We start from the raw sequence: 19,259 nt of genomic DNA on the forward strand, positions 1-19,259 counted from the left end.
TCATGCGCAAGGGATTGATGGCGGCGTTGATGCTGCTGCCGGTGCTGGCCCGGGCCGACGTGATCGGCGAGGTGTCCACCGTCTTCAAGTGGGTTGGGCCGAACGACAAGATCGTCGTCGAGGCTTTCGATGATCCGAAAGTGCAAGGCGTCAGCTGTTACCTGTCCCGCGCCAAGACTGGCGGCGTGAAGGGTGGGCTGGGTCTGGCGGAGGATCGTGCCGAGGCGTCGATCTCCTGTCGTCAGGTCGGGCCGATCCGTTTTGCTGGCGAGTTGAAGGATGGCGAGGTGGTCTTCCAGCAGCGCACTTCGCTGGTATTCAAGACCATGCAGGTGGTGCGTTTCTTCGACAAGAAGCGCAATGCGCTGGTCTATCTGGTCTACAGCGACCGGGTGATCGAGGGCAGTCCGCAGAATGCGGTGACGGCGATTCCGATCATGCCGTGGCCTGAGAAGTAGAAAAGAGAAGGGCGGGTGACCGCCCTTTCTTTTTGCCTGTGCAAAAGTGCGCCTGTGGATAACGGTGCGCTGAACAAATTGCAGGCAATAAAAAACCGGCCCTGAGGCCGGTTTTTCAAGAACGGAACGCTTACGCGGTGGCCAGGGCCTTCACGTGGGCGTTCAGGCGGCTCTTGTGGCGAGCGGCCTTGTTCTTGTGGATGATGCCTTTGTCAGCCATGCGGTCGATGACCGGTACGGCAGCAACCAGAGCGGCCTGGGCCTTCGGCAGGTCCTTGGCGTCGACTGCTTTGACTACGTTCTTGATGTAGGTACGAACCATGGAACGCAGGCTGGCGTTGTGGCTGCGACGCTTCTCAGCCTGTTTGGCGCGTTTTTTGGCGGAAGGTGTGTTGGCCACCGTCGAGCTCCTCGAAAAAAACTTGGGATGTTGCGAATAAATTAAGGCCGCGAATAATGCCGTTGCATCAGGGCCTTGTCAAGGGTATGCGCGGCCTCCGACGAGTGGTGCGACGGGCGCACGCTGTCCGGCGGATGGGGTGATTTATTCGCCCCGCGGCCCTACACTGCTGCGCTTCGCCTGACGGTCGAGCAATCGCTCTAGGCCAGGGCTGCACCCTGCAGGGGCGGCCATTCTACCAGTTCTGGACGCTATGAACCTACTCAAGTCGCTGGCCGCGGTCAGCTCGATGACCATGATCTCGCGGGTGCTCGGCTTCGTGCGCGACACGATAGTTGCGCGCATGTTCGGCGCCGGCATGGCCACTGATGCCTTCTTCGTCGCCTTCAAGCTGCCCAACCTGCTGCGCCGGATCTTCGCCGAGGGCGCTTTCTCCCAGGCGTTCGTGCCGATCCTGGCGGAGTACAAGACCCAGCAGGGCGAGGAGGCGACCCGCACCTTCATCGCTTATGTGTCCGGTCTGCTGACCCTGATCCTGGCGCTGGTCACTGCGCTGGGCATGCTCGCCGCGCCCTGGGTGATCTGGGTGACGGCACCCGGCTTCGTCGATTCGCCGGAGAAGTTCGAACTCACCAGCTCCCTGCTGCGGGTGACCTTCCCTTATATCCTGCTGATCTCGCTGGCCTCGCTGGCGGGGGCGATCCTCAATACCTGGAACCGCTTCTCGGTGCCGGCCTTCGTGCCGACCCTGCTGAACGTCAGCATGATCCTCTTCGCGCTGTTCCTGACGCCGTACTTCGACCCGCCGATCATGGCGCTGGGCTGGGCGGTGCTGGCCGGCGGCCTGGCGCAGCTGCTCTACCAACTGCCTCACCTGAAGAAGATCGGCATGCTGGTGCTGCCGCGCATCAACCTGCGCGATTCCGGTGTCTGGCGCGTGCTCAAGCAGATGGGCCCGGCGATCCTCGGCGTCTCGGTCAGCCAGATCTCGCTGATCATCAACACCATCTTCGCTTCCTTCCTGGTCGCCGGTTCGGTGTCCTGGATGTACTACGCGGACCGCCTGATGGAGCTGCCGTCTGGCGTGCTCGGCGTCGCGCTGGGCACCATCCTGCTGCCTTCTTTGGCCAAGACCTACGCCAGCGACGACCGCCACGAGTACTCGCGGCTGATGGACTGGGGCCTGCGCCTGTGCTTCCTGCTGGTGCTGCCGTGCTCCCTGGCGCTGGCGGTGATCGCCGAGCCGCTGACGGTCGCGCTGTTCCAGTACGGCAAGTTCAGCGCCCACGACGCCCAGATGACCCAGCATGCGCTGATCGCCTATGCGGTCGGTCTGCTCGGCATCATCCTGGTGAAGGTGCTGGCCCCGGGCTTCTATGCGCGGCAGAACATCAAGACGCCGGTGAAAATCGCGCTGTTTACCCTGGTGTCCACCCAATTGATGAACCTGGTGTTCATCGGCCCGCTCAAGCATGCGGGCCTGGCACTGGCGATCAGCCTGGCGGCCTGTCTGAACGCCGGCCTGCTGTTCTGGCAACTGCGCAAGCAGCAGCTGTTCGAGCCGCAGGCGGGTTGGGGCAAGTTCATCGCCAAATTAGTCGTATCTGTACTGGTGATGTGCGCGGTGCTGATCGGCATGATGCACTTCATGCCGGCCTGGGATCAGGGCGGCATGCCGATTCGCCTGGTGCGCCTGGGCGCGCTGGTGGTGGCCGGTGTGGTCGCCTATTTCGGTATGCTGGCGATCCTTGGCTTCCGCTTGCGGGACTTCTCCCGCCGCGCGGTGCTGTAACCTTCGCCGGACAAAGCATTGCATCCGTTTTCGGCGACGGCATTTTGCCTGTCGCATGGCAACGGGTGCAGGTATAATCGACCACTTTCTGAGCAATACGCGCGCTATGCAGCTGCTTCGAGGCCTTCACAACCTGCGGCCCCTGTCCGGGGGCTGTGTCGCCACCATCGGTAACTTCGACGGCGTCCATCTCGGCCACCAGGCGATCCTGGGGCGTCTGCGCGAGCGTTCGCTGGAGCTGGGCGTGCCCAGCTGCGTGGTGATCTTCGAGCCGCAGCCGCGCGAATACTTCGCTCCCGATGCTGCCCCGGTGCGTCTGACGCGCCTGCGCGAGAAGCTCGAACTGCTGCGCCAGTATGGCGTCGACTTCGTTCTCTGCCTGGCCTTCAACCGCCGTCTGCGCGAGCTGTCGGCCGCCGAGTTCGTCCGCCAGGTACTGGTGGAGGGCCTGCGGGTCCGCCATCTGGAAGTGGGCGACGACTTCCGCTTCGGTTGCGACCGTTCCGGCGACTTCGCCTTCCTGGTCAACGCCAGCGCGGAGCAGGGCTTCACCGTCGAAGCCGCGACCACCGTGGAAGTCGATGGCATGCGCGTGAGCAGCTCGCGTATCCGCAAGGACCTGGCCGACGGCGACCTGCACATGGTCGAGCGCCTGCTGGGTCGCCCTTACAGCCTGAGCGGCCGCGTGCTGCACGGGCAGAAGCTGGGTCGCACCCTGGGCTCGCCCACCGCGAACATCCAGCTCAAGCGCCGTAAGGCGCCGCTCAACGGCGTTTACCTGGTCAGCACAATGGTGGCTGGTCAGCGCCGGAACGGGGTTGCCAACATCGGCACCCGACCGTCTGTGAATGGCGACGGCCGGCCCCACCTGGAAGTGCATCTGCTGGATTTCGCTGGCGATCTCTACGGCCAGCATCTGGAGATCACTTTCCACCAGAAGCTGCGTGATGAGCAGCGTTTCGCCTCGCTCGAGGCACTCAAGGCGGCCATCCTCGCCGACATCGCCGCCGCCCGGGCCTACTGGCTGGGCCAACCGCTTGATTGAAGATCCTGAACAGGCCCTGAGATGACCGATTACAAAGCCACTCTGAACCTTCCCGAAACCGACTTCCCGATGAAAGCCGGCCTGCCGCAGCGCGAGCCGCAGACCCTCAAGCTCTGGAACGACATTGGCCTGTACCAGAAGCTGCGGAAGATTGGCGAAGGTCGCCCGAAATTCATCCTGCACGATGGCCCGCCCTACGCCAACGGCAGCATCCACATCGGTCACGCGGTCAACAAGATCCTCAAGGACATCATCGTCCGCTCCAAGACCCTGGCCGGCTACGACGCCCCCTATGTGCCGGGCTGGGACTGCCACGGCCTGCCGATCGAGCACAAGGTCGAGACCACTCACGGCAAGAACCTGCCGGCGGACAAGACCCGCGAACTGTGCCGCGAATACGCCGCCGAGCAGATCGAAGGGCAGAAGGCCGACTTCATCCGCCTGGGCGTGCTGGGCGAGTGGGACAATCCCTACAAGACCATGAACTTCTCCAACGAGGCCGGTGAAATCCGCGCGCTCGCCGAGATGGTCAAGCAGGGCTTCGTGTTCAAGGGCCTGAAGCCGGTGAACTGGTGCTTCGACTGCGGTTCGGCCCTGGCCGAGGCGGAAGTCGAGTACGCCGACAAGAAGTCCGACGCCATCGACGTCGCCTTCCCGGTGGAAGATGCTGACAAGCTGGCCGCCGCCTTTGGCCTGGCCAGCCTGCCCAAGCCGACTGCCATCGTCATCTGGACCACCACCCCCTGGACCATCCCGGCCAACCAGGCGCTGAACGTCCACCCCGAATTCACCTACGCGCTGGTCGACACCGGCGAGCGCCTGCTGGTGCTGGCCGAGGAGCTGGTCGAGTCGAGCCTTGCGCGCTACGGCCTGGAAGGCAAGGTCATCGCCACCGCCCAGGGCGAGTCGCTGGACCTGATCCGCTTCCGCCACCCGTTCTACGAGCGCTTCTCGCCGGTCTACCTGGCCGAGTACGTCGAGCTGGGCGCCGGCACCGGCGTGGTTCACTCCGCCCCGGCCTACGGCGAGGACGACTTCCGTACCTGCAAGCAGTACGGCATGAGCAACGACGACATCCTCAGCCCCGTGCAGAGCAATGGCGTCTATGTGGCCGACCTGCCGTTCTTCGGCGGCCAGTTCATCTGGAAGGCCAACCCGAATATCGTCGCCAAGCTCGATGAGGTCGGCGCGCTGCTCAAGCACGCCAGCATCAGCCACAGCTACATGCACTGCTGGCGTCACAAGACCCCGCTGATCTACCGCGCCACCGCGCAGTGGTTCGTTGGCATGGACAAGCGGCCGCAGACCGGCGCCACCCTGCGCGAACGCGCGCTGGAAGCCATCACCCAGACCGAATTCGTGCCCACCTGGGGCCAGGCGCGCCTGCACGGCATGATCGCCGGCCGTCCGGACTGGTGCATCTCGCGTCAGCGCAACTGGGGCGTGCCGATCCCGTTCTTCCTGCACAAGGCCACCGGTGAGCTGCACCCGCGCACCGTCGAGCTGATGGAAGCCGTCGCCCAGCGCGTCGAGAAGGAAGGCATCGAGGCCTGGTTCAAGCTCGACGCCGCCGAACTGTTGGGCGATGAAGCCGCGCAGTACGACAAGATCAACGACACCCTGGACGTCTGGTTCGACTCCGGTACCACCCACTGGCACGTGCTGCGTGGCTCCCATGCTGAACTGGGCCATCCCAGTGGTCCGGCCGCCGACCTCTACCTGGAAGGCTCGGACCAGCACCGCGGCTGGTTCCACTCGTCCTTGCTGACCGGATGCGCCATCGACGGCCACGCGCCGTACCGCCAGCTGCTGACCCACGGCTTCACCGTCGATGAGTCCGGCCGCAAGATGTCCAAGTCCCTGGGCAACACCGTGGTGCCGCAGACCGTGATCGACAGCATGGGCGCCGACATCCTGCGCCTGTGGGTCGCGTCCACCGACTATTCCGGTGAGATCGCCGTTTCCCAGCAGATCCTCCAGCGCAGCGCCGACGCCTACCGCCGTATCCGCAATACCACGCGCTTCCTGCTGTCCAACCTGTCCGGCTTCGACCCGGCCAAGGACCTGCTGCCCAACGACCAGTTGCTGGCCCTGGACCGCTGGGCCATCGACCGCGCCCTGCAACTGCAGCGCGAGCTGGAAGAGGCCTACCGCGACTACCGCTTCTGGAACGTCTACTCCAAGGTGCACAACTTCTGCGTGCAGGAGCTGGGCGGCTTCTACCTGGACATCATCAAGGACCGCCAGTACACCACCCAGGAGAACAGCGTCGCCCGCCGTTCCTGCCAGACCGCGCTGTTCCACATCGCCGAGGCCCTGGTGCGCTGGATCGCGCCGATCATGGCCTTCACCGCCGAAGAGATCTGGAGCTTCATGCCGGGTGAGCGCGCCGAATCGGTGATGCTCAGCACCTGGTACGACGGCCTCTCCGAGCTGCCGGCCGACGCCGAGCTGGACCGCGCCTACTGGGACGAAGTCATGGCTGCCAAGGCTGCCGTGAACAAGGAGCTGGAGAACCTGCGCAGCGCCAAGACCATCGGCGGCAACCTGCAGGCCGAGATCACCCTTTACGCCGAAGACTCCCTGGCCAAGCGCCTGGAGAAACTGGGCAACGAGCTGCGCTTCGTGCTGATCACCTCTGCCGCCACCGTCGCGCCGCTGGCCGATGCGCCGGCCGATGCGGTCGAGAGCGAGCTGCCGGGCCTGAAGCTGAAGGTGGTCAAGTCCGCCCATGCCAAGTGCGGCCGTTGCTGGCACTTCCGCGCCGACGTGGGCAGCCACGCGGCGCATCCGGAACTCTGTGGTCGCTGCGTCGAGAACATCGATGGCGCGGGTGAGGTGCGTCACTATGCCTAATGCCGATCGTTTCGGCCGCCTGCCCTGGCTGTGGATCACCGTGGTAGTGTTCGTTCTGGATCAGGTTACCAAGGCCTTCTTCCAGTCCGAACTGACCATGTACCAGCAGATCGTGGTCATTCCCGACCTGTTCAGCTGGACCCTGGCCTACAACACCGGCGCCGCGTTCAGCTTCCTGGCCGACAGCTCGGGCTGGCAGCGCTGGCTGTTCGCCCTGATCGCCATCGTGGTCAGCGTCGTGCTTGTGGTCTGGCTCAAGCGCCTCAAGCGCGGCGAGACCTGGCTGGCCATCGCCCTGGCCCTGGTGCTGGGCGGCGCGCTGGGCAACCTGTACGACCGCATGGTTCTGGGGCACGTGGTGGACTTCATCCTCGTGCACTGGCAGGACCGCTGGCGCTTCCCGGCCTTCAACCTGGCCGACAGCGCCATCACCGTCGGCGCCATCATGCTGGCGCTGGACATGTTCAAATCGAAGAATTCCGGAGAGACCGCCAATGGTTGATTCCTCTGACACCATTCAGCGCATCGGCGGCGACTCGAAGGTCACCCTGCACTTCGCGCTGAAGCTCGATGACGGCAACGTCGTCGACAGCACCTTCGACAAGCAGCCGGCCACCTTCAAGGTCGGCGACGGCAACCTGCTGCCGGGCTTCGAGCAGGCGCTGTTCGGCCTCAAGGCCGGCGACAAGCGCACCCTGAGCATCGAGCCGGAGCAGGGCTTCGGCCAGCCGAACCCGGCCAATGTGCAGGTGATGCCGCGCGACCAGTTCGAAGGCATGGAGCTGGCCGAAGGCCTGCTGGTGATCTTCAACGACGCCGCCAAGACCGAACTGCCGGGCGTCGTGAAAGAGTTCGACGAGCAGCACGTCACCATCGATTTCAACCATCCGCTGGCCGGTAAGACCCTGGCGTTCGAAGTGGATATCATCGACGTACAACCAGCCTGACCGACTGCGCGGCCTGCCGCTGGCGGGCCGTTGCGCTTGAGGCGAAGTATTCCTACCGGCCCCTTTGTGGGCCGGCTTGCGTAGCACCCGAGGCCACCATGCAAATCAAACTCGCCAATCCCCGCGGCTTCTGTGCCGGCGTCGACCGGGCGATCGAGATCGTCAACCGCGCCCTCGACGTCTTCGGCCCGCCGATCTACGTGCGCCATGAAGTGGTGCACAACAAGTTCGTGGTGGAGAACCTGCGCAACCGCGGCGCCGTGTTCGTCGAGGAACTCGACCAGGTGCCGGACGACACCATCGTCATCTTCAGCGCCCACGGCGTTTCCCAGGCGGTGCGCAAGGAAGCCGAGAGCCGTGGCCTGAAAGTCTTCGACGCCACCTGCCCGCTGGTGACCAAGGTACACCTGGAAGTCGTGCGCTACAGCCGCGACGGCCACGAATGCATCCTGATCGGCCACGAAGGCCATCCGGAAGTGGAAGGCACCATGGGCCAGTACGACGCCTCCAATGGTGGCACCATCTATCTGGTGGAAGACGAGGCAGACGTGGCCGCACTGGAAGTGCGCAATCCTGAAGCGCTGCACTTCGTCACCCAGACCACTCTATCGATGGACGACACCTCCAAGGTGATCGACGCCCTGCGCGAAAAATTCCCCGCGATCATGGGCCCACGCAAGAACGACATCTGCTACGCCACCCAGAATCGCCAGGATGCGGTAAAGGAACTGGCCGATCAGTGCGACCTGGTGCTGGTGGTCGGCAGCCCGAACAGCTCCAACTCCAACCGCCTGCGCGAGCTGGCCGAGCGCATGGGCACTCCCGGCTACCTGATCGACGGCGCCGAGGACATGCAGAAGGAGTGGTTCGACGGTGTGCAACGCATCGGTATCACTGCCGGCGCTTCGGCTCCGGAAGTACTGGTGCGCGGCGTGATCCAGCAACTGCGTGACTGGGGCGCGGAGCCCGAGGTGGAGCTGGATGGGCGGGAGGAGAACATCACCTTCTCGATGCCCAAGGAGTTGCGGGTGAAGGCGATTTAACCGCACCTGCTGGCCGACAATAAAAAACCCGCCTTGGCGGGTTTTTTATTGTCGGCATTCGGCCTAGAGACCTCGGCAACTGCCCCAGGCGCCGGCCAGGTCTCCGGAGCCTCCACGCACACCGTTGGAGCTGAGGGTGATAGTGCCGCGACCTGCCAATACGCCTCCATTCACCGGCGTTGCGGTCAGGCCGTAGCTGGTGCCGGAACCGTCGATGGCGACGGCGATTGTGAAGATCGCGCCTCCGTCCACGGGGCTCTGGGCATAGGCTCCCAGCGTTGCGTTGCTGTAAGTGTTTCGTTGGGCGCGGAATCTTTCCAGTATCCCGGCGGCGCCGGCCAGGGTGCCTTTGGCATCTTCACATGCCGTTCGGCGTACGTAGCCCGTGTAGGAGGGAAGTGCAATGGCGGCGAGTATCCCCACCACCATGACGGCGATCATCAGTTCCAGCAGGGTGAAACCCTGCTGGGATTTGCGGGCCTTGGTGCTCAAAGGTTGTCCTCGTCAATCCAGTAGTACTCGTTGAGGTTCAGCTGCGGCGGCTTGCTCACCTGGGTGCCGTTGATCACGAAGCTGGTGCCGCCGATGCTGACCAGGGTCGGGTCTGGCAGCAGGCCGGTGGTTTTGACCACGTTATAGCGGGCCGAAGGCGAGGTGGAGTTGCCGGTGGTGCTGACCGGGGTCGCATCCGCCAGGTGCACGACGTAGGAACGGTTTACACCGACGCTGGCCTGGCAGGAGTTGGCGGCCGCCGTCGGTTCGTAGGTGTTGAAGTACAGATAGCCGTTCACTGTCAGGGAGCGGGTAAGGACCTTTTCCCCGCCGGCGCTGTTCATCTTGATCATCCAGCCGCCGGTGGTGGCGCTGAAGGCGGTAGTGGCATCGGCTTTCTCTGTGGCGGTGCCGGCCTGAATCAGGTTGGCGGTAGCGTCGTAGAGGCTGCTCTCGGTCAGGGTGCTCTCGCTGGTGGACGGTTTGGTCAGCACCGGGGTGCGGAAGGAGTAGAAGCGATCCTCCGTGAGCTTGTTGAGCGGGTGACCACGGTAGCCGGAGCCGATGTTGACTGTCAGTACCAGGGTGCCGTTGACGTTGACGATGGCCACGTCCGGTTCGTTGTAGAACCGGCGAATCTTGGCCTTGCGCTGGGCATCGGTGGTGTCGGCCGTGTCGGCCGGAACCACGTTGGCGAACACACCGTCGTTGCTGCTGCCGGCGGCAGTCACCAGGCCGGAACCGCTGCTGCCGTTGTTGATGTAGAAGCGCCAGACCTGGCCGCCCATGTCACCGACGAAGAACTGGTCGGCCAGTTGGTTTTCGTCGTTGGCCAGGGTGCCGTCGGTGTTCTGCTGCAGGTCGATGACGCGTACGGCGGACGGCATGCTGTAATTCATCTTGCTCAGACGCAGGGTGCCGGTGGTCTTGCTGGCAGACCAGAGGCGTTCACCGGTACGTGCGTTGACGATGTAGATGGCATTGCCCATGGTGTCGGCGGTCTGGGTGCTGACGTTGTCCTGGTTCGGGTCGTAGCCGCCAGCGAAGATCAGTACGTCGGTGATGGTGCCGTTGACGTTGATGCGGGTCTTGATCGGTGCAGACCAGGTCTGACCCAACTGCTCAAAGCCCGTGGTGGTGCCGCCCTTGATCAGCCACAGCAGTTTCGGGTTGGAGCGGTCGGTAAGATCCAGCGCGTAGATGTCGCGACCACCGCGACCCATGGTGCCGTAGGCGTAGACGAATTCGCCGGTGTTGAGCCCGGTGAGCAGGGTCGGCGTGGCGGCGCTGGGGTTGAGGCCACCGTAGAGCACGCCGTTCTTGTTGGCGTCGTTTACCCACAGGGTGACGGTGTTATCCATGCCGTAGGAGCGCGGCTTGGCACTGGTCGACTTCTGGTTGGCGGCCAACTGCGGGATATGCGCCAGCAGGGGTTCGGGCATGAAGGCCATCTGTTCCTGGCCGTTGCTGGAGTTGAACAGGTGCAGGTAGCCCTCGTTGGTCGACATGACCACGCTCTGGTCTTCGCTGCTGCAGTTCTTGTAGGTGCTGTCGGTATAGGTGTTGCACGCGTAGGTGACCAGGCGCGGGGATGAGTGCAGCGGGTCGCCCACGCTCTTGCGCTGTGCGCCGGCAGCGGTGAGGCCGCGGATATAGTTGATCGCCGCGGTACGAGCTGCAGTGTCGTTGGCGTCACTGATGCCCAGCTTGGCGTTGGTGATGGTGGTGTTCGCCGAGTTGAGCAGGTAGTTGTTCTGGTTCAGGTTCACCGCAGCACTGGGCGAGGAGCCAATGAAGGTATAGAGCGAGCGAGTCGCCGCATCCGGCAGGTTGGATGCCGCACCACCATTGGCGGTGTTGTTGCCGTCGGCGCTGGAGCTCCAGAAGCTGCGGGCAGAGCTTTTGAAGAAGCCGGTGAGCGGATCCACGGCGGCGGTGTTATCCGCATCGACGATCTGTGCGGTGGCGGTGTCCAGGCGATAGCGCTTCAGGTTGCCCGGCCAGGTGTCGGTCTCCTGCGGTTTGAATACCGAGAAGTAGAGCTCGTCCTTATTGTCCTGGCGGTTGAAGGTGTTCACCGGGGCACTGGCGCTGACGAAGGTGCTGTCGGTAGCGAGGACCTGCTGGATGATGTCGTTGAACGCCTTGGACAGGTCGCCTGCGGTGGTGGCGGTGTAGGTCGAGCCGCCGCCGCGCGAAGCCAGGTCGGCGAGGAACTTCTTGATATTGGCACTATCGCTTGCGCTACTGGCATCCAGGGCGAAGCCCACGGTGTGGGTGGTTACCTGGTTGTCGCCATCGATGCTGGAGGCCTGGTCGTTGGCGGCGATCCAGCCGGCGAGGGTACGGGCGCACTTTTCGCCGTCATCGCTGGCGTCGCTGGTACAGGCGCCGGTCAGTGCGGCGATGCCATTCTTGGCGGCCGTGGTGTTCTGGTTGGCTTGGCCGTCGGTCAACAACACCATGTGGGTGGTCTGGCAGGCGCTGTTTATGGGGCTGGCATAGCCGTCTGCACCGTTGCGCAGGTACTGCACTGCGTCATACAGGGTCGGCACGATGGGCGTGTTGCCCGTTGGCGTCATGGTTTGCGCCAGGCTGTTGAGCTGGTTGCGCACGGTGAACGGACTGGTGGTCATGCCGCCGTTGGCCAGCTTGATGCGCAGACGCAGGGACTGCGCCGGGTTGCTTTCGTAGGCCTGGGCATTGAGGCTGGAGTTCGCGCTCTGGGTCATGAACACCGTCAGTGCATTGCCGGGTGCCCAGCCGCTGCGGTTGAACACTGTCTGCAAGGAGGAAGCAAGGCCGCCACAGGCGAAGCTGGTGCCGGCGGTCCAGCCACCATTGGTGTTGTTGATGGTGCAACTGACTCCGGAGGTGCTGCTACGCGAACCGATGTTGCCGCTGCTCGCCTGCATGGCCGGTGAGCTGTCGGTGTTCTCGAAGCTGATCGAAGTGCTGACGTTCGGGCCGGTGACCGTGTTGTTCGGCGTGATGAACAGCTTGGCATCCAGCACGGTAGCGCCCTGGATGATGGGCAGGTTCTCGTAGCGGGCGGCGATGGAGCCCGAGTTCAGCGGCAGTGTGCTGTCGCCCAGGGTTGGCGTGTAGTAGTTGCGTCCCGGGGCGGTTTCGAAGCCGTCATTCTTCGCGTCGGTGACACGGGTTTCGATGATCGGGTTCAGGCAGCCGCCGCTGCCGCCAGTGTAGGTCACTGTCAGCGATGGCTGCAGGCCGATACCGCCCTCGATGCTGGTAGCAGTACGTGAACCGGAGCCACTCTGCGGTGTGAGGATGATCGCAGCGGAGTTGTTGCCACACCAGCCGCCCTGGTTGACGATCTGCTGCACCACGTTCTTGATGTCCGGACCTTCGACTGGAACGGGCGGGTTCTGTGCCGTCCATTCGGGAGCGGCCCAGTCGAGGTAGGCCGAAGTGGTGGCTCGCGCCGGGAGGTTTTCGGTGGCAGTGAAAGTGGTGGCGTCACTCGCCAGCTGGCCTTTGATCCGGAAGGTCACGGGGTCGCTGTTGGAGGTCGCCGGAACGAAGGACAACACGGCCTTGGTGACGGTCGCTCCTTGCGGAATGCCCAGGTTCTGGAAGCGCAGGGCGCCAATCCGGGTCTGCGCCACGGTGGAGGTGCTGGAGTAGTTCACCACCAGCGCCGGGGCGCTGTTGCCGCAGCTACGGGCGCAGAAGGTGTAGTCGGCCGCCTGGGTTGCGCGGAAACTCATCACCACGTCACCAATGTCACTGGTGGCGGGTGCTGTTCTCTGCAATGTCCTCAACTGGTTGGTGATGTCGATCTGCGCCGTGTTGCCGTTGATCCAGCTGGAAGCGGTGGATGTCGCGCTGCTGAATGTTCTGGTGCCTACCGGGCTGTTGTCGTTCAGGGCTGCCGGTGTTTTCGACAGCTCCATCTTCACATTCATTGTCGGCGGCGCGGTCCTGTTGGTGTTGGTAGGCACCAGCACCAGGTAGGCGCTCTGGATGGTCGCGTTGGCCGGGACGCCCAGTGAGCGGAAGTCGAACAGCGCCGTCTGGTAGTTGCTGTTATTGGTCGCGTTGACGTTCAGCTCGGTCATATTGCCGTTGGTGCAGACCGGTTTGCTCGGGCGGTTGAGGCCGGAAGTACGCATCCGGCACGCGTAGTCGGTGTTGCTCTGGGTGACGATGAAGAAGGCATCGTTCTGGACCAGCGTCGAGTTCGGCGTGCCAACCACCGTCGTGGTCGTGCTGGTATAGCCCATGGGCAGGCTGGATTCACCGATATCGCCGGTGCTGTTGGTGATGTTCTGGGTGGCGTCGTCGCTACCCTGACCGATTTCCGGGCTGCCGGCGTACTGGGTCGCGGAGCTCGGTATCACCGAGTCGATGTTGGTTACCGGATACAGCAGACGGTTGTCACCGTTGAGCACCATCAGGCCGGCGTTGATGCCGCTGGTGTTCTGGATGATGTCGGAGAACGCCTGCTTGAGCAGGGTCATACGCGATTGCTGGCCGCGCGAAGGGTTGCTGTTGCTGTCGGTGCGCCAGGCCATGGAGCCGGAGTTGTCCAGCACGAACAGCACGTTGGGGCGTACGTTCTGGTCGATGGACTGGCCGCCGAAGAAGATCTCGGTGTCGTCGGCATAGCTGAGGGTCGCGCAGGCTATGCCCGAGGTCAGCAGGGCACCACTCATCAGGCTGCGGAGGAAGGACTGTGGACGATTCATTCTGTGCACCTGATGCGTTAGAGGTGGGTGGCCTGGATGTAGCTGCGGCGATGCAGGGCACGCGCCTGGCCGTCCGAGCTGGTGACATCGCAGCTGCTCAGGTTCTTGCAAGCCTTAGCCTGGCTGCTCACCTGGTAGCAGGTGTAGGTCAGGGTGCCGGCAGCGACGCTCAGGCTCTGCGCTGGAATGAACTTGGCGCATTCGATGAAGCTGGCATTCAGGTTCACCTGCGCCGAACCAGAGTTGCCCGACGTTGGTTCCACCGCGATGGAGGTGCCGTTGGTGGGGGCGACGCCGCTCTGGGCGAACCGGTTCACCCAGAACTGCAGGCCGCTCTCCGCCGCCTGGAAGGCGATGTTCTGTTGCTGGGCGTTGGCCGAGACGCGCTGCTGCAGGGTCGAGTTACTGGCCATGGCAATCGCCAGCACGGTGAGAATCAGCAGTAGTACGAGGCTGACCAGCAGTGCCATGCCGCGTTGGGTCTTGGATGAAGTCATAGCCGGTTCCTCAGCTCGACGGTGCCGGTGAAATTGCGGGAAATGTTCTGCGCAGAATCGATGGCGGTGATGCTCAGTTGCACGCGATCGGCGCTCTGGGCTTCTGCGGTGCTGATGCTGCCGGCGGTTTTCCAGACGATCTTGCCTCCCGATTCGAAGCCCAGGGTGATGGCGGTGATGGTGGCGTTATCGACTATCGTCTGGTCGCCACCACTGGTGCTGGAGTTCATGCAGATCGAGGTGCCGTTGGCGCAGTTGCTGTAGGTGACGGAGTAGAGGTACAGCGTCTGGTTAGTGCAGGTTTTGTTGATGCCGGGCATGGCCACCGAGGTGGTGGTGGTCGTGGCGTAGTTGAAACGCACGCTGGTGTTCACACCGTTGGTGGTGGTGACCGCGTCGCGAGGGAACTGAACTCCATTGCTGACGGTCACGACGCTGCTGGGCAACTGGCAGCCCTGATAGCCCGCACGGCGGGCATCCATAGACACAAGGTCGAGGACGACCCGGCCACTGTCCTGCACACGGGTCAGCGCGCTGCTGGTCTTGTCCGACGCAGAACTGTTGCTGAACATCTGTAGTACGCCGAGCAGCAACAGCGAGCTGAGGAGCAGCGCCACCATCAGTTCGATCATCGACAGCCCTTGCTGCCGGTAGGAATATTGCCTGGTAGTCATAGGTTCACCCGCAGCGTGAAGTTCTGAGCCTGAGAGCCGGTGCTGTGTTGCTGCGCGTCGGACTCGGTCCAGCTGATGACGACCTGGTACTCATTGGTGTTCGCTTTGGTGACGGTGACGCCGGAGCCGGGGATCGCGGCCTGCAGGTTGCCCCACCAGTCAAAGATGTCCTGGTTGGCCAGTTCCGAAGCCGTGCAACCAGCGGTCTTGGTGCGGCAGTCCGGGTTGGTCCGGGTCGCGCCGGAGGTCAGGCTGATCACATAGGGTGAGGTGGCCAGCAGCGCTTGAGCCGAGTTGCCACGCATCCGCTCCACATAGTCATAGGCAAGCATGCTGGCCTGGCCGCGCAGGTAGGCGCCCTGGTTGCTTTGCAGGCTGGTCATGGTCAGCGAGGCCATGCCCAGCAGCCCGATGGCCAGGACCAGAAGGGCGATGAGCACTTCGATGAGGGTGAAGCCACCCTCGCGACGTTGGGTCATGGGCATGTTCCGTTTGCTCCGCTGGTGGCAACGCCAGCGATGTTCAGGGTGACGGCGCGCGAGCTTTCAGTGCCTCGTGAGTCGCAGACCCGAAGCGTTGCAGCGGTGGTCAGGGTCCCGTTCGGATTGAAGGTCAGGGTGCCGCTGCTGCGCAGGGTCAGGCCACTGGTGTTGGGTGGCAGTACACGGATCACGGCGGCCCGCGCGACCGACGTCGTTGTGGCGTCCGGGCTGCGGAAAACGATCGCGCCGGCTTCCCAGCTATTGCTGTTGCAGCTAAAGATGTCCGGGTTGGATCCTGCGTCGCTGCTGCCGCAGACGCGCACGATGCTGCGCTGGGTAATGGCTTCGCTGCGCGCCGATTGCAGCAACCCGATCACCATGTTGGTCTGGCTGGAGATCTGGTTGTTCAGCATCAAGGTGCGGAAACTGGGTATGGCGATGGTCGCCAGAATGGCAGCAATCGCTACCACGACCATCAACTCGATCAGCGTAAACCCTGCTGATTCCCTGGGGCGCGACATGGACGCATTCCTCACATTTTCGATAGCGGCGATGTTGCCTAGTCGTGTGGGAAATGTCTTTTTTCTATAGATGACCGTTCGTATTAGGGGGACGTTCGGTCATGCCTTCCGAGGTTCTGTGAACCCCGTCGCGCAAGGCGTGAGAAGTCGGTCAGCGGGGGCAGTAGTCCTCGGTGTATCCGGCCTCGGTGCGGATGCGCCCCGCCTTGTTGAACACGATGTGATAACTCGTTCGCCCCGCGCCGCAGAGCGTCAGCGTGCTGGCGTGGAAGGAGCCGTTGGGTTGGATTGCATTGCCGCGCGGGGTGAAGTGGAGGTAGCGGCGCGAGGTGCTGTCGGTGCGGATGCTGATACCGCTCAGGGGACCGTGGGCCGCGAGTGGAGGTTGTTGTGGGGCGCGGACGCCGCTATTGCCGGAATCGGCGAAAACCTCCCAGCCCGCGGCCCAGTCGCCGCCGGTTGCCGCGATGCTGATCGGTTGTCCGCGGTGCGCCGCCGATTCACGGGCGAAGTCCAGGGCGTTGCGCAGTTCCTGGGTGGCTGTGCTTGCGCGCTGGTTGTGCAGCAGTTCGCTGAAGCTGGGGGCCGCGATGGAAAGTGCGATCGCCAGTATCGCGAGGGTGAACAGCAGCTCGACGAGGGTGAAGCCCAGCTCCCTGATAACGGATTGCTTCCTGGCCATGGTGCGCTTCCGGGTAGTTGAGGAGCGGGAAGTATTGGTCGGCGCCTACCGTGTGCCTGTCAGCGAGTTGAACAGGCGCCGTAGGAGCGGTCCGATGCCGCACCGACTTCCGTCTTGCTCCCTCGAAGGTTCATGCCCGGTATAGTGTGCGGCCGGCGATGGGCCGTTGATTTTCCTGTGATGTGGGGCGTGGTATGCCGGACATGATCGTGGTGGGCGGTGGAGTAGTGGGCATGCTGACTGCCTGGACTCTGGGGCGGGCGGGCGCCGAGGTGGTGCTGTTGGAAAAGGGCGAGACCGGGCGCGAAGCATCCTGGGCCGGCGGCGGCATCGTCTCGCCGCTCTATCCGTGGCGCTACAGTGCTGCCGTCGCCAACCTGGCTCACTGGTCGCAGGATTTCTATCCGCAACTGGGCGAACGCCTGCTTGCAGATACCGGTCTCGATCCGGAAGTGCACGTCACTGGTCTCTACTGGCTGGACCTCGACGACCAGGCCGAAGCACTGGCGTGGGCCAGGTCCCATGGCCGCCCGCTTTCGGAAGTGGATATCGGCGCCGTACGTGAGGCTGTCCCGGTACTGGGACAGGGCTTCGAGCGCGCCGTGTACATGTCCGGCGTGGCCAATGTGCGCAACCCGCGCCTGGCCAAGTCGCTTCGCCAGGCGCTGGTGCAGTTGCCGAATGTGAGGGTGCAGGAGCAGGTCGAGGTAACCGGTTTCCTGAAACGGGGCGATAGCGTGGCGGGCGTCCGCACGGCGCAGGGTGACTTCACTGCCGACTCGGTGGTGTTGGCGGCCGGCGCCTGGAGCGGTGAGTTGCTGGCAAAGCTGGGGCTCGAGCTACCGGTTGAGCCGGTGAAGGGACAGATGATTCTTTATCGCTGCGTCCCGGACTTCCTTTCCAGCATGGTGCTGGCCAAAGGTCGTTACGCGATTCCGCGTCGCGATGGGCACATTCTGGTGGGCAGTACGCTGGAGTTCGCCGGCTTCGACAAGACTCCGTCGGGCGAGGCCCTGAGCAGCCTGCGTGCATCCGCGGAAGCGCTGATTCCCGCACTGTCAGGCATGGAGCCGGTAAATCACTGGGCGGGGCTGCGTCCGGGCTCGCCGCAGGGCATTCCCTTCATTGGCGAGGTTCCCGGCCACCCGGGGCTGTGGCTGAACACCGGTCATTACCGCAACGGCCTGGTGCTGGCGCCAGCGTCCTGCCAGTTGCTGGCGGACCTGATGCAGAAGCGGCAGCCGATCATCGAAGCGGCGCCCTACGCGCCGGCAGGGCGTCTGGTCGCGACGCCCATCGTCTGAGACCGGTCGGGGATCAGTCGATCCCCAGTTTCTTCAGGCGGTAGCGCATGGAGCGGAAGGTCAGCCCCAGGCGCTGCGCCGCCGCGGTACGGTTCCAGCGCGTCTCTTCCAGAGCCTGCATGATCAGCTTGCGCTCGATGTCTTCGAGGTAATCCTCGAGGTTGTCGATCTGCGCCAGGCTCGCGTCACCACCGCCGTCCGCCGTGCTGGTTTCGGCCAGGCGCAGGTCATGAGGCTGGATGACGTCGTCCTCGCAGAGCGTGTAGGCGCGCTCCAGCATGTTTTCCAGTTCCCGCACGTTGCCGGGGAAGCGGTAGCTCTTGAGTTTCTCCAGCGCATCGGCGCTGACCGCCGCGGCGGCCAGTCCGTTGTCTCCGGCCAGGCGCTTGAGGACGCGGTCGGTCAGCAGCGGGATGTCCTCGCGGCGCTCGCGCAGCGGCGGAACCCGCAGTTCGATGACGTTCAGGCGGTAGTAGAGGTCCTGACGGAATCGGCCAGCCGCCACTTCGGCGGCCAGGTCCTTGTGGGTCGCGCAGAGGACGCGCACGTCCACCGCGACCTCCTGCTGGCCGCCCACGGCGCGCACAGCCTTCTCCTGGATGACGCGCAGCAGCTTGACCTGCATCGGCAGCGGCAGGTCGGCGACTTCGTCGAGGAACAGCGTGCCGCCGTTGGCCGCCTGGAACAGGCCGAGCTTGTCCTCCACGGCACCGGTGAAGCTGCCTTTCTTGTGACCGAAGAACTCGCTTTCCATCAGCTCGGACGGAATGGCGCCGCAGTTGACCGGCACGAAGGTCTGAGTCTCGCGCGGGCCCTGCTCGTGGATCAGTCGGGCCACCAGCTCCTTGCCGCTGCCGGATTCACCGCTGATGTACACCGGCGCCTGGCTGCGGGCGAGCTTGGCGACCTGGTTGCGCAGGGTGCGCATGGGCGGTGAATCACCCAGCAGGCGGCTGTCCACCGGCGCTTCCTCGGCTTCCGGCGAGCGCAGGCGCAGGGCGGAATTCACCAGCTCGCGCAGGCGGGCAAGGTCCACCGGCTTGGTCAGGAAGTCGAAGGCGCCGGCCTTGAGGGCCTGCACCGCGGTGTCGAGACTGCCGAAGGCGGTGATCATCGCCACCGGCATCTGCGGATGGCGCTGCTGGATGTACTGCACCAGGTCCAGGCCGGTGCCATCGGGCAGGCGCATGTCGGTGAGGCAGAAGTCGAAGGGCTCGCGGGCCAGGAAGTCACGAGCTTCCTTGACGTTGCGGGCGCTGCGGGTGTCCAGCTTCATGCGGCCGAGGGTGATCTCCAGCAGCTCGCGGATGTCGGGTTCGTCGTCGACGATCAGGGCTTTTTGACGGCTCATGCT

The 19,259-nt window shown here is 63.9% G+C and carries 17 protein-coding genes; 8 read left to right on the plus strand and 9 right to left on the minus strand.

Annotated elements, in window-relative coordinates; genetic code table 11:
• Positions 1–2: 2 nt before the first annotated feature.
• Positions 3–458, plus strand: a complete 456-nt coding sequence (locus ABKS89_RS04795; protein ID WP_348588132.1) for a CreA family protein — start codon at positions 3–5, stop codon at positions 456–458.
• 130 nt (positions 459–588) lie between these two features.
• On the opposite strand, the gene rpsT is transcribed toward ABKS89_RS04795, so the two are convergent.
• Entirely contained in the window at positions 589–858 is a 270-nt protein-coding gene (rpsT, locus tag ABKS89_RS04800) for a 30S ribosomal protein S20 (protein WP_009617555.1), read from the minus strand.
• Positions 859–1,111: 253 nt separating this feature from the next.
• Here rpsT and murJ point away from each other — a divergent pair, with 253 nt between their 5' ends.
• From murJ to ispH, 6 genes are all read left to right on the plus strand, one after another.
• Positions 1,112–2,650, plus strand: a complete 1,539-nt coding sequence (gene murJ, locus ABKS89_RS04805; protein ID WP_348588131.1) for a murein biosynthesis integral membrane protein MurJ — start codon at positions 1,112–1,114, stop codon at positions 2,648–2,650.
• Positions 2,651–2,756: 106 nt separating this feature from the next.
• Positions 2,757–3,695 (plus strand): bifunctional riboflavin kinase/FAD synthetase, encoded by a 939-nt coding sequence (gene ribF / locus ABKS89_RS04810; RefSeq protein ID WP_138212174.1) that lies wholly within the window; start codon positions 2,757–2,759, stop codon positions 3,693–3,695.
• A 21-nt stretch (positions 3,696–3,716) separates the two neighbouring features.
• Positions 3,717–6,551, plus strand: coding sequence for an isoleucine--tRNA ligase (gene ileS / locus ABKS89_RS04815; RefSeq protein ID WP_348588130.1), 2,835 nt, complete (start codon positions 3,717–3,719; stop codon positions 6,549–6,551).
• The gene (gene lspA, locus ABKS89_RS04820; protein ID WP_081517339.1) at positions 6,544–7,053 is read left to right on the plus strand and encodes a signal peptidase II; all 510 of its coding nucleotides are present in this window, start codon (positions 6,544–6,546) and stop codon (positions 7,051–7,053) included. The genes ileS and lspA overlap by 8 nt, the downstream gene beginning before the upstream one ends.
• Entirely contained in the window at positions 7,046–7,498 is a 453-nt protein-coding gene (gene fkpB / locus ABKS89_RS04825; RefSeq protein WP_138212176.1) for an FKBP-type peptidyl-prolyl cis-trans isomerase, read from the plus strand. Before lspA ends, fkpB begins: the two co-directional genes overlap by 8 nt.
• 98 nt (positions 7,499–7,596) lie before the next feature.
• Positions 7,597–8,541 carry a 4-hydroxy-3-methylbut-2-enyl diphosphate reductase gene (ispH, locus tag ABKS89_RS04830; RefSeq protein ID WP_348588129.1) on the plus strand — a complete coding sequence of 315 codons (945 nt, stop codon included), beginning with the start codon at positions 7,597–7,599 and terminating at the stop codon, positions 8,539–8,541.
• 63 nt (positions 8,542–8,604) lie between these two features.
• Here the strand turns inward: ispH and ABKS89_RS04835 are convergent, their stop codons facing one another.
• The 7 genes from ABKS89_RS04835 to ABKS89_RS04865 form a co-directional block, all read right to left on the minus strand.
• Positions 8,605–9,033, minus strand: a complete 429-nt coding sequence (locus ABKS89_RS04835; protein ID WP_348588128.1) for a type IV pilin protein — start codon at positions 9,031–9,033, stop codon at positions 8,605–8,607.
• The gene (locus ABKS89_RS04840; RefSeq protein ID WP_348588127.1) at positions 9,030–13,745 is read right to left on the minus strand and encodes a pilus assembly protein PilY; all 4,716 of its coding nucleotides are present in this window, start codon (positions 13,743–13,745) and stop codon (positions 9,030–9,032) included. The genes ABKS89_RS04835 and ABKS89_RS04840 overlap by 4 nt, the downstream gene beginning before the upstream one ends.
• Positions 13,746–13,762: 17 nt before the next feature.
• Positions 13,763–14,242 (minus strand): pilus assembly PilX family protein, encoded by a 480-nt coding sequence (locus ABKS89_RS04845; protein ID WP_192290201.1) that lies wholly within the window; start codon positions 14,240–14,242, stop codon positions 13,763–13,765.
• Positions 14,239–14,916: a PilW family protein gene (locus ABKS89_RS04850; protein WP_192290199.1), complete on the minus strand. Its 678-nt coding sequence runs from the start codon at positions 14,914–14,916 to the stop codon at positions 14,239–14,241. The genes ABKS89_RS04845 and ABKS89_RS04850 overlap by 4 nt, the downstream gene beginning before the upstream one ends.
• Positions 14,913–15,395: a type IV pilus modification protein PilV gene (pilV, locus tag ABKS89_RS04855; protein WP_192290197.1), complete on the minus strand. Its 483-nt coding sequence runs from the start codon at positions 15,393–15,395 to the stop codon at positions 14,913–14,915. The genes ABKS89_RS04850 and pilV overlap by 4 nt, the downstream gene beginning before the upstream one ends.
• Complete coding sequence (locus tag ABKS89_RS04860) at positions 15,392–15,919, minus strand: GspH/FimT family pseudopilin (RefSeq protein ID WP_348588126.1); 528 nt, start codon at positions 15,917–15,919, stop codon at positions 15,392–15,394. Before ABKS89_RS04860 ends, pilV begins: the two co-directional genes overlap by 4 nt.
• Before the next feature lie 151 nt (positions 15,920–16,070).
• Positions 16,071–16,601: a GspH/FimT family pseudopilin gene (locus ABKS89_RS04865; RefSeq protein WP_138212183.1), complete on the minus strand. Its 531-nt coding sequence runs from the start codon at positions 16,599–16,601 to the stop codon at positions 16,071–16,073.
• Between the two features lie 194 nt (positions 16,602–16,795).
• On the opposite strand from ABKS89_RS04865, the gene thiO reads away from it, so the two are divergent.
• Positions 16,796–17,905, plus strand: coding sequence for a glycine oxidase ThiO (gene thiO, locus ABKS89_RS04870; RefSeq protein ID WP_348588125.1), 1,110 nt, complete (start codon positions 16,796–16,798; stop codon positions 17,903–17,905).
• Between the two features lie 13 nt (positions 17,906–17,918).
• Here the strand turns inward: thiO and ABKS89_RS04875 are convergent, their stop codons facing one another.
• Entirely contained in the window at positions 17,919–19,256 is a 1,338-nt protein-coding gene (locus ABKS89_RS04875; RefSeq protein ID WP_138212185.1) for a sigma-54-dependent transcriptional regulator, read from the minus strand.
• Positions 19,257–19,259 lie beyond the last annotated feature (3 nt).

This window comes from Pseudomonas sp. LABIM340 (assembly GCF_040017195.2).
Classification (GTDB): Bacteria; Pseudomonadota; Gammaproteobacteria; order Pseudomonadales; family Pseudomonadaceae; genus Pseudomonas.